General features: G+C 34.5%; 8 protein-coding genes and 4 pseudogenes. 3 read left to right on the top strand and 9 right to left on the bottom strand.

Going from position 1 to position 8966, the window contains the following annotated elements:
* Window positions 1–197: 197 nt before the first annotated feature.
* Entirely contained in the window at window positions 198–605 is a 408-nt protein-coding gene (locus tag CO726_RS04570) for a hypothetical protein (RefSeq protein ID WP_136699363.1), read from the bottom strand.
* Window positions 606–742: 137 nt separating this feature from the next.
* Between CO726_RS04570 and CO726_RS04565 the strand changes: the two genes are divergently transcribed.
* Window positions 743–1945, top strand: coding sequence for an alanyl-tRNA editing protein (locus tag CO726_RS04565; protein ID WP_169513015.1), 1203 nt, complete (start codon window positions 743–745; stop codon window positions 1943–1945).
* 44 nt (window positions 1946–1989) lie between these two features.
* Here CO726_RS04565 and CO726_RS04560 read toward each other — a convergent pair whose 3' ends face one another.
* Window positions 1990–2433: an NUDIX hydrolase gene (locus tag CO726_RS04560; RefSeq protein WP_099683440.1), complete on the bottom strand. Its 444-nt coding sequence runs from the start codon at window positions 2431–2433 to the stop codon at window positions 1990–1992.
* 104 nt (window positions 2434–2537) lie between these two features.
* Between CO726_RS04560 and CO726_RS04555 the strand changes: the two genes are divergently transcribed.
* A complete protein-coding gene (locus tag CO726_RS04555; RefSeq protein ID WP_099683439.1) occupies window positions 2538–3119 on the top strand; it encodes a DUF6434 domain-containing protein in 582 nt (193 codons plus the stop codon).
* 7 nt (window positions 3120–3126) lie between these two features.
* Here CO726_RS04555 and CO726_RS04550 read toward each other — a convergent pair.
* The 7 genes and pseudogenes from CO726_RS04550 to CO726_RS04520 form a co-directional block, all read right to left on the bottom strand.
* Window positions 3127–3706 (bottom strand): annotated as a pseudogene (locus CO726_RS04550) (thiolase family protein); the annotation flags it as partial.
* A gap of 50 nt (window positions 3707–3756) precedes the next feature.
* Window positions 3757–5370, bottom strand: a complete 1614-nt coding sequence (locus CO726_RS04545) for a long-chain fatty acid--CoA ligase (protein WP_099683438.1) — start codon at window positions 5368–5370, stop codon at window positions 3757–3759.
* A 136-nt stretch (window positions 5371–5506) separates the two neighbouring features.
* Window positions 5507–5752: pseudogene (locus CO726_RS04540) on the bottom strand (ABC-2 transporter permease); the annotation flags it as partial.
* Window positions 5743–6342 (bottom strand): annotated as a pseudogene (locus tag CO726_RS04535) (ABC transporter ATP-binding protein); the annotation flags it as partial. The pseudogenes CO726_RS04540 and CO726_RS04535, both read right to left, overlap by 10 nt.
* Before the next feature lie 46 nt (window positions 6343–6388).
* Window positions 6389–7177 (bottom strand): helix-turn-helix domain-containing protein, encoded by a 789-nt coding sequence (locus CO726_RS04530; protein WP_099683437.1) that lies wholly within the window; start codon window positions 7175–7177, stop codon window positions 6389–6391.
* A 265-nt stretch (window positions 7178–7442) separates the two neighbouring features.
* Window positions 7443–7622 (bottom strand): annotated as a pseudogene (locus CO726_RS33115) (GNAT family N-acetyltransferase); the annotation flags it as partial.
* A gap of 3 nt (window positions 7623–7625) precedes the next feature.
* Window positions 7626–7829 carry a hypothetical protein gene (locus CO726_RS04520; protein WP_099683436.1) on the bottom strand — a complete coding sequence of 68 codons (204 nt, stop codon included), beginning with the start codon at window positions 7827–7829 and terminating at the stop codon, window positions 7626–7628.
* Window positions 7830–7983: 154 nt separating this feature from the next.
* Here CO726_RS04520 and CO726_RS04515 point away from each other — a divergent pair, with 154 nt between their 5' ends.
* Window positions 7984–8796 (top strand): GNAT family N-acetyltransferase, encoded by an 813-nt coding sequence (locus tag CO726_RS04515; RefSeq protein ID WP_099683435.1) that lies wholly within the window; start codon window positions 7984–7986, stop codon window positions 8794–8796.
* The last annotated feature ends 170 nt before the right edge of the window (window positions 8797–8966 follow it).

Genomic DNA, 8966 nt, shown 5'->3' with positions numbered 1-8966 from the left:
ATCAGCTTTAGGGATTGCCCGCAGTTAACCCTCACTACTAGCCAATCACTTGACTAGCAGGGCTTACTGATATATTTAATTAACTTTCGTTATAATTGGTTAAATAAATCGTAACAGTTAGTTACCCTTCATCTTCAAACCTTCTCCCCTATTCTTACATAAAAAAGAAAGCAAAGGATCTGCTTTCTTTTCCCTTTTTATACTTGAGCTGTTGATACTCGAGCTGTTCTCGTTATATCCATATCTATGCCATATGTAAACTGTAATTCTTTACAAACATCTTTAATTAAAATTGCGACATTATACTTCTCATTAAATTGTAAAACGATGTTTTCTACTTCTTCATATGTATACTTATATTCCCCTGTAATGACACTTTTTAAATCAAAGCATTCATTTATACAAAGTTGCACAAGTAGCTGGTCATATTTCTCTATTACATCTTCTTTCTTCCACAGTAACTCTTTTACATATAACCGATCAAACTTCACACTTTCTCGATTACAATCCATTAAAATCCGGGTCATTTCATTTAATTCTCGATACAATTCAGAAATATTTTTACTTAAACTAAGCAGTTTATCTACGCCGTTTTCATATAACATATTCATCCCACCCCCGCATTTTCTTTTTCTTATTATAGCAAGAAAATTCTAAAAATAGTTTCTTTCTGCTGAAATATTAGGAAACTAATTTCAATTGCTTTACAATGAAACTAGTGAACACGAAAGGGGAAAGGAAATTGGAGCAAAAATTATATTACACTGACGCTTATAAGCAAGACTTTACTACAAAAGTTATAAAGCAAGATTATGATAAAGACGGTAACTTATACGTTATTTTAAACGAAACTGCATTTTATCCGACAGGTGGCGGACAACCGTATGATACTGGCACATTAAATGATATCGATGTAATCAATGTAGAAGAGATAAATGGAGAAATCCGTCACTTCATTGTAGAACAATTACATACAGAAGAAGTAGAAGGTAAAATCAATTGGGAACGCCGTTTTGATCATATGCAGCAACATGCGGCTCAGCACATTTTATCTGCTGCTTTTTGGGATCATTTTAACATACCTACGATTGGATTCCATCTTGGTAAAGAAACGGTAACAATTGATTTAGAAACAGAAAATCTGCATGCAGAAACGGTTGAAAAAGCAGTACAAATTGCAAACAAAATTGTTTTTGAAAACCATCCAATCCGTACCCTGTGGATGGACTTAGAAGAAGCGAAAATATTACCCCTTCGTAAAGAACCGACTATGACAGAAAATATCCGTGTTGTTATTATCGAAAACTTTGATTATAACGGCTGTGGCGGAACACACCCGAAACATACAGGTGAAGTAGGTCCTATTCAAGTACTAGGGTGGGAGCGTAATAAAGGAGGCATACGATTAACGTTTATCGCTGGTTGGCGCACACTAAAATTAATGGGACAACAGCAACAAATTATGAAGGATGTTTCTAAACAATTAAATAGTAGCGAGAGTGATATTCCAGCAAAAGTAACACAACTGCTTACTTCTCAAAAAGAAAACGAAAAAACAATACAAACAATGAATGAAAAATTATTATATGCAGAGGCAAATGAACTACTTCAACAGCCTGCTGAAATACATGCTAGCATACTTATTTCTAAAGTGTTTACAAATCGTTCTATGCAAGAAATCTCAAAACTATCCTCTATTATTACAGAACAACAAGAACATGCCATTACATATTTCATTATTGAAAACGAGGACAAATTACAATGTATTCTTGCTTGCGGAAAAACAGTCACGCTTGATATGAATGCTCTTTTAAAAGATGCACTTCCTGCCATTGAAGGAAAAGGTGGCGGAAATAAAAAAAGTGCTCGTGGCGGCGGGAAAGCGATTATGACTGGGGATGAGTTTTTAAATCAACTTGTTTCTTCTTTACAGTCAGCAGTCTAAAACATGTTTATGAAGGATAGCTAACGGCTATCCTTCCACTATATTTACAGACCTATATTTTGTTTCAAACCTTGATAACTCCCTGCATTTACAAAACCTTCACTTATAAGAGTGATAAAAGTTTCCGAAAAACCATACTGACTTAAATCTTTAATCGGTACCATTTGCACATCATGAATCGGATTATGATCAAACTCGTTAGAAGGTAGCGTAATTTCACCTTCAATCCTTTCAAGCAAAAACGTAATATGTAATAAAGCTGGGAGAGCATCTGGTTTATCACAAACATAGAGTAGCTTCTTAATTTTAACTTCTAACCCTGTTTCTTCTCTCATTTCTCGAATCATCGCTTCTTCTAACGTTTCACCATTCTCTACCCTTCCCCCAGGTAAAGACCAATTGCGATTAGTCACTTTTTGCTTTACTAGCAATACCTTCTCATCTTCAATTAAAATTCCCGTAACACGAACTTGCATTACATTTTCCATATACAATCTCCCCTTCCCGTTATATTTACAAATTAATCCTTCCACAAAAAGAACATACGTTTTATAATTAAAGAAAATTATGGCAGAAAGAAGTTGTTACATTTATGCGTCCACCTTTAACAAAGTCTATATCACTTGAAGATTTCCAAAACTATTATTGGTTAAAAGCAGAACTTCAAACATTTTGTCGTAAACATGATTTTCCAGCTAGTGGCTCTAAGATTGAAATAACCGAGCGTATCTCACATTATCTAACTACAGGTAAAGTATTAAAAAACAGTTCTCATCAAAAAGTGAGTAAAGCTTCCCTCTCTTATAAAGACCTTTCTCTTCAAACTGTTATTACTGAAAATCACCGCTGTAGCGAAGATGTTCGTGCTTTTTTCAAAGAAAAAATCGGAGCAAACTTCCGCTTTACAGTAGCTCTTCAAAAGTTTTTTAAAGAGAATGTTGGAAAAACATATGAAGATGCGATAACGTTTTGGTATGAAGAAAACGAACGAAAAAAAGATCCTACTTATAGAACAACTATTAGCGCGCAGTTTGAATATAATCGCTTTACTCGCGACTTCTTCGAAGATCCAAATAATAAAGGAAAATCAAAAGCTGATGCTATCGCTGCTTGGAATGAAATAAAAGCAAAACCTGGTAGCAATGCTTATGTTCCTCAAAAAGTAGAAAACTAGTTCCTTTCTAGTCTTCTACTTTCTCAAATAATAGTGCAAGCCCTATTCCGCCCCCAATTCCTAACGTCGCAATTCCATATTTTATATACTCTCTTTGCGCTTGATAAAACAAACGTGTTACAAGCATAGCACCAGATGCACCGTACGGATGACCGAGTGCAATTGCCCCACCATTTACATTTAATTTTTCGAAAGGAATTTGTAACTCCTTTGCACAGGCAACAACTTTTGAGGCGAATGTTTCATTTATTTCAAAATAATCGATGTCCTCTACTTTTACATTTATTTCGTTTAATAAATTGTTCACCACAAATATTGGACCAGTCGCTGGAAGATTAGGATCCACTGCGAACGAAACGAAGAACAAGCTTGTATCCTAATTTTTGAGCTTTTCCCTCTTCCATTACAAGAACGACACATGCCCCATCATTTACACCGCACGAATTACCTGCCGTTACTGTACCATTTTGTAAAAATGCGGGTTTTGTTCTTTTAATAATTCGTTCATAATTCATTTCTGGATTTATAGATTCATCTAATAAACCATTAAAAGACAATATTTCATCATGTATATATCCTTTTTCTATCCCCACTTTGTCAACATAAAATACAAATAAGTTTACAAAGAGAAATTCAATTATTTCTCTTTATGCAAATGCTCAAGTTCTTTCCGAAGCGCTTGTTTTAAAAACTTCCCAACAGATGTTTTCGGTATTTCTTCCATAAATACAATATCGTCTGGTAACCACCACTTTGCAAACTGTGGTTTTAAAAACTCATATATTTCTTCTTTTGTAACCGTACTATTTTTCTTTGGAACAACGCACGCAACTGGACGCTCTTGCCACTGCGGATGAGGAACAGCAACGACAGCTGCTTCAAATATAGCATCATGAGCCATTAAAGCATTTTCAAGGTCAACTGAGGAAATCCACTCGCCTCCGCTTTTAATCACATCTTTCGTACGGTCAACAATCTTTACGCAGCCTTCCTCGTCAACTGTAACAACATCACCAGTATATAACCAACCATCACGAAAACCTTCGACAGTACGCTCATCGTTATAATAGCTTTCAGCGATCCATGGCGCTCGTAAACATAGTTCTCCCATCTCCGTACCATCCCACTTCACTTCACCATTTGTACCGACTACTTTCATCTCTACACCAGGTACAAGATACCCTTGTTTTGATCGAATTTCCAATTGCTCTTCATACGATAATTCTGTTTCATAACTTTTTAAACGTGCAAGTGTTACGAGTGGGCTCGTTTCCGTCATACCATATGCATGAATGAACGGAACATTGTGTTTCTGTTCAAATGCTTTAATAACGCTTTTTGGTGCAGCTGCACCACCGCATAGTATTCTCGTCATACTAGATAAATCATAACTATTATTTTCTAACTCTTGTAATACACCAAGCCAAATTGTCGGCACACCGGCAGCTAACGTCACTTTTTCTGATTGAATCATCTCTAGTAAAATTTTCGGCGTAAACATCGGTCCTGGAAGCACTTGTTTTGATCCAAACCAAGTAGCAGCGAAAGGAAGTCCCCAAGCGTTCACATGGAACATCGGTACAATCGCCATTGCCGCATCACTTTCCGATAAAGCAGCTGTATCCGCTAAACCGAGTGCCATACAATGCAAAACAGTACTACGATGCGTATATACAACACCTTTTGGATTCCCTGTAGTCGCTGACGTATAACACATACCAGCAGGTGTATTTTCATCAATATCTTTTACAAATTGGAAATTTGGATCGCCTTCTTCTAATAGCTTTTCATAATGATATACAGGTTCTAGCGTAGTATTTGGAAGTTCATCTTTATCAGTCATAATAATGTAGGCTTGTACAGTTGATAATTGTAATTGAATATTTTCAACGAGTGGTACGAGATCTTCATCTATAAGTAGAATTCGATCTTCTGCGTGCTGAATAATGTATGAAATATGTTGAGGAGATAAACGAATATTAATTGTGTGCAAAACGGAAGCAATACCTGGAATAGCAAAATACGCTTCCACATGCCGATGATGGTTCCACGCTAACGTTCCTACACGTTCACCTTCTTTAATCCCAAGCTTTTGCAGTGCACTAGAAAGTCTTCTTGTCCTTTCTCCTAACTGCTTATACGTTAATGTCGTAACTGTATCATGTGTCCGTGAAACAATTTCTTTCTTTGAAAACAGTTTTTCTGCTCTTTCCATCATAGAACTAATTGTTAGCGGTACATTCATCATCATATTGGTTATATCCCCCTTTAAAGCGTTTTCATTTTTTGTTTATTATAACAGATTTCCACAAATAATTACGACATTTTTCTGTATTTTCTGAATTATTTCTTTGGAAATAATTCAGAAAATACTAAGAGAAAATATACTAAAATTCCTTCTTACGATATATAAATACCGAAATGAAATAAGAAAAGATATATATGATAACGCCAAATATTGCATATAGAATTGAAACATATACAGATGAATTTAAATTTGATATTGGAAATTGTTCTATTAAATAGCCAATTACACTTTGTAATCCAAAATAAGTAACAAGTCCCCCGCATGCGCCTCCAATTGTAATAGCATCAGATTTTTCTGCTCCAAAAACATAGAGGAGTGGATAGCTGTTTTTTCTACATCACTCATAATGTGAGAAGAAAGTAATATACCACCATTACTTTTACTCACAAAACCTTTTAACTCCTCTAACACGCCCTCTCTAGATGAAGGATCAAGACCTCCCGTCGCTTCATCTAGGATTAATAATTTGGCATTATGTGACAGCGCAACAGCTATAGTTAGTTTCATTGACATCCCACGCGAGAATTTACCTACTTTCTCATTAATAGGTAAAGAGAAAGTATTAACTAATCGATAAAAATTATCTTGATCCCAAGATTCAAACATCTTTTCAAAAACCTTATTTAGTTGCTTTATTGTAAGATGAGCCGGTAGATTCATAGCATCAAATACGACTCCTATCTTTTCCTTAATCTTGGCATCTTTATTTATATTTTCTTTACCAAATATTTTTACTGTACCGCTATCTTTAGAAATTAATTGTAGTACTGTTTTAAAGGTTGTTGATTTCCCTGCTCCATTGTCACCAATGAATCCAACAATTGATCCAGACGGCACATTGAAGGAAACATCTCTTAAAACAACTTTGTTTCCAAATGATTTACTTAAATTTTCAATTTCTAGAAGATTTGACATCATTACACTCCTATCTTAACTTTTCATAAAAATATGTTTTCATTTATTAAAAATTATCCACTTTTTCTCTCAATTTCTTTTTCAGTTTAAAAATAAGACGATTACTATATTCTTTATTTTCTACTAAAATTCGATACGCCTCTAATACTCCTAATACACGAACAAAAAGATAAACTCCGATAGCAATAAGTACAACACAATAAGGGTGATACTGTACTAATTCTCCTGAAGTGATATGCTTTTTCTCAAATAAAAAAGGTAGCGCTCCTGCTGCTATAAAACAAAATCCAACGATTATTACTAAAGCATACTTCTTCTTAATAGTCGCATATCTTTTTGTCAATTCTTTTAGAAAGTTTTGATCAAATAATAATTCTTCCTTTTTTAATACATTGTATCGACTCTCTTCTATCATTACAGGTACCATCATTGTTCCGATTCCAATGACAGCAACAATAATGACAAGGAACATAGACATTGTTACATTTTCTTTAAATAATAAATACGGTATTGTAGATAAAATGAGCAAACTAAACCCTAGCGCTATATATTTAGATATTTTTTGTCCATACACTACATATCCTTCTGCCATTTCTTTACTTACGTAATAGCCATCCACATTTTCGTTACTTTGCTCAGCAGTTTCCTTTAATAAATAATCAAGTGATACTTCAAATACATTTCCAATCATTATTAACTTTTCAGTTTCAGGAAAACCTTGACCGTTTTCCCATTTACTAACCGCTTGCCTTGTTGTGTTTAATTTCTCGGCTAATGCTTCTTGAGAAAGGCCTTTTTCTTTTCTTAATTTAAAAAGCTTCTCACCAAATCCCATATGTGTGTCCCCCTTTGTTTTCTTAACTAAATTGTATGTAAACATTGCCCTTATCTCTATCTTCCTGCGGTTGCACTTTGTCAACTTACGGTTGCGATTATGTTATATAGCGGTTTTATATACGATTTAGCTATTTTTCTCCTAAGATTGTGGCGTTAATAAACCACCCCCCTAATAACCAATTATAACAATTAAAGGTAATTATTGTTATTAAAAAATAAAAACTCCCTTATTCATTTAAAGGAGTTTTTGATATGAAATATTCCAAGATGGTTAATGTTTCTTCCCCATATTGATTCATAATTTCCTCTATACATTTTTGTATGTCATATAGCGATCGATAAGCATCCCACACAGTATATGTTTTCATCTCTTTATCTGAGGCATACTCATATATATGTAAAATATTACTCTTATTAACTTCCCTAATAACACCACTTCTCAATAATCATAACGGCTTCTGCTTAAACTTTTCATAATTTCGTACCTTTAATGAAAGGATATTCCCACAATCTGTACAAATATAAGCATCCACTGGTGAAGATGTGAACATCGTCTCCTTTTTCCGTATTTGTGCATAGCCAATAAACTCACCTTCACCGATGTGATGTGAGCCACAATAAGAGCATGTTTGCACGTCTTTCTGTTTCATGAGAGCACCACCTTTAATCTGTTTCTACTCCCTTCGACAGTTCACTTCCATTTCCCTTCCAAAAAACCTCTAATTCTCTTACATTTCAACAGGAATCTCAGAACAAACATCGTATATGTGTACTATGAAATATATTTAATGACGGGGGAATCTCATGAGTACAATTATGACAATCAATACCGCACAAGAAATTGAAAACGCAGAAATACATATGCTTTCTTCTAGATTAGCACTACTACAAGCAATGAACGGGAATCCAATGCAAGCACAAATAAAAAAATTCGGGAGCGCCACTGCCTTTTCATCAAAAATAATTGCTGGTCCTACTTTTAACACAGTAAAAGGCGTTACCTTTACAAATACAGATGCGATAGATGCGATTATCTCTTATTATCAATCACTACAAATCCCTTGCCGTTTTGAAATTACACCAGCGCAAGGTACAGCTGAACTATTTCAATACTTATCTGAAAAAGGATTTTACCAATCTAGCTTCCATACCGCTTTATATAGTAAACCGACAGAAGATCCATCTCTTCTTCCTTCTAACATTTCAGTACGCAAACTAAAAGAAAATGAATTTGATATTTTTGCAGACATATATGTACGTGGATTTAACATGCCATCCTTTACAAAAGATGGCGTGCGCCAAAATAACAAAATTCTTTTCAATAAACCAGAATGGCATTTTTTCATAGCTGAAATTCAAAACACTCCTGCAGGCATTGGTGTCTTGTATATAAATAATAGGATTGCTTCATTAGCTGCTTCTGCTACTTTGCCAGAATTTCAGCGTAAAGGCTGTCATACTGTCTTAATTCAAAAACGAATTGAAACAGCTATTGAATCCAATTGTCATTTAATAGTCGGACAAGCAAGATTCGGTAGCGGCAGTCAAAATAATATGGAACGGGCCCATATGAAAATCGCTTATACGAAATCAATATGGACTGCAAAAGACATGTAATTAACATTTTTCTCTTCTCATTACAATTTTATCTATTTTATGACAATCTCTTTTTCACCCTATTAATCATTTGAATATTCAAACTAAATTTGTTACGCTATTACTAGATACATCATTCAACTTGCAATATGAAAAGAGAATTCTAATCAAACTACAAGGAGGAGAAATGT

The organism is Bacillus fungorum, assembly GCF_002746455.1.
GTDB lineage: Bacteria > Bacillota > Bacilli > Bacillales > Bacillaceae_G > Bacillus_A > Bacillus_A fungorum.
Note: the sequence above shows the minus strand (reverse complement) of the source record. Positions and strands in the feature narration are given on the sequence as shown.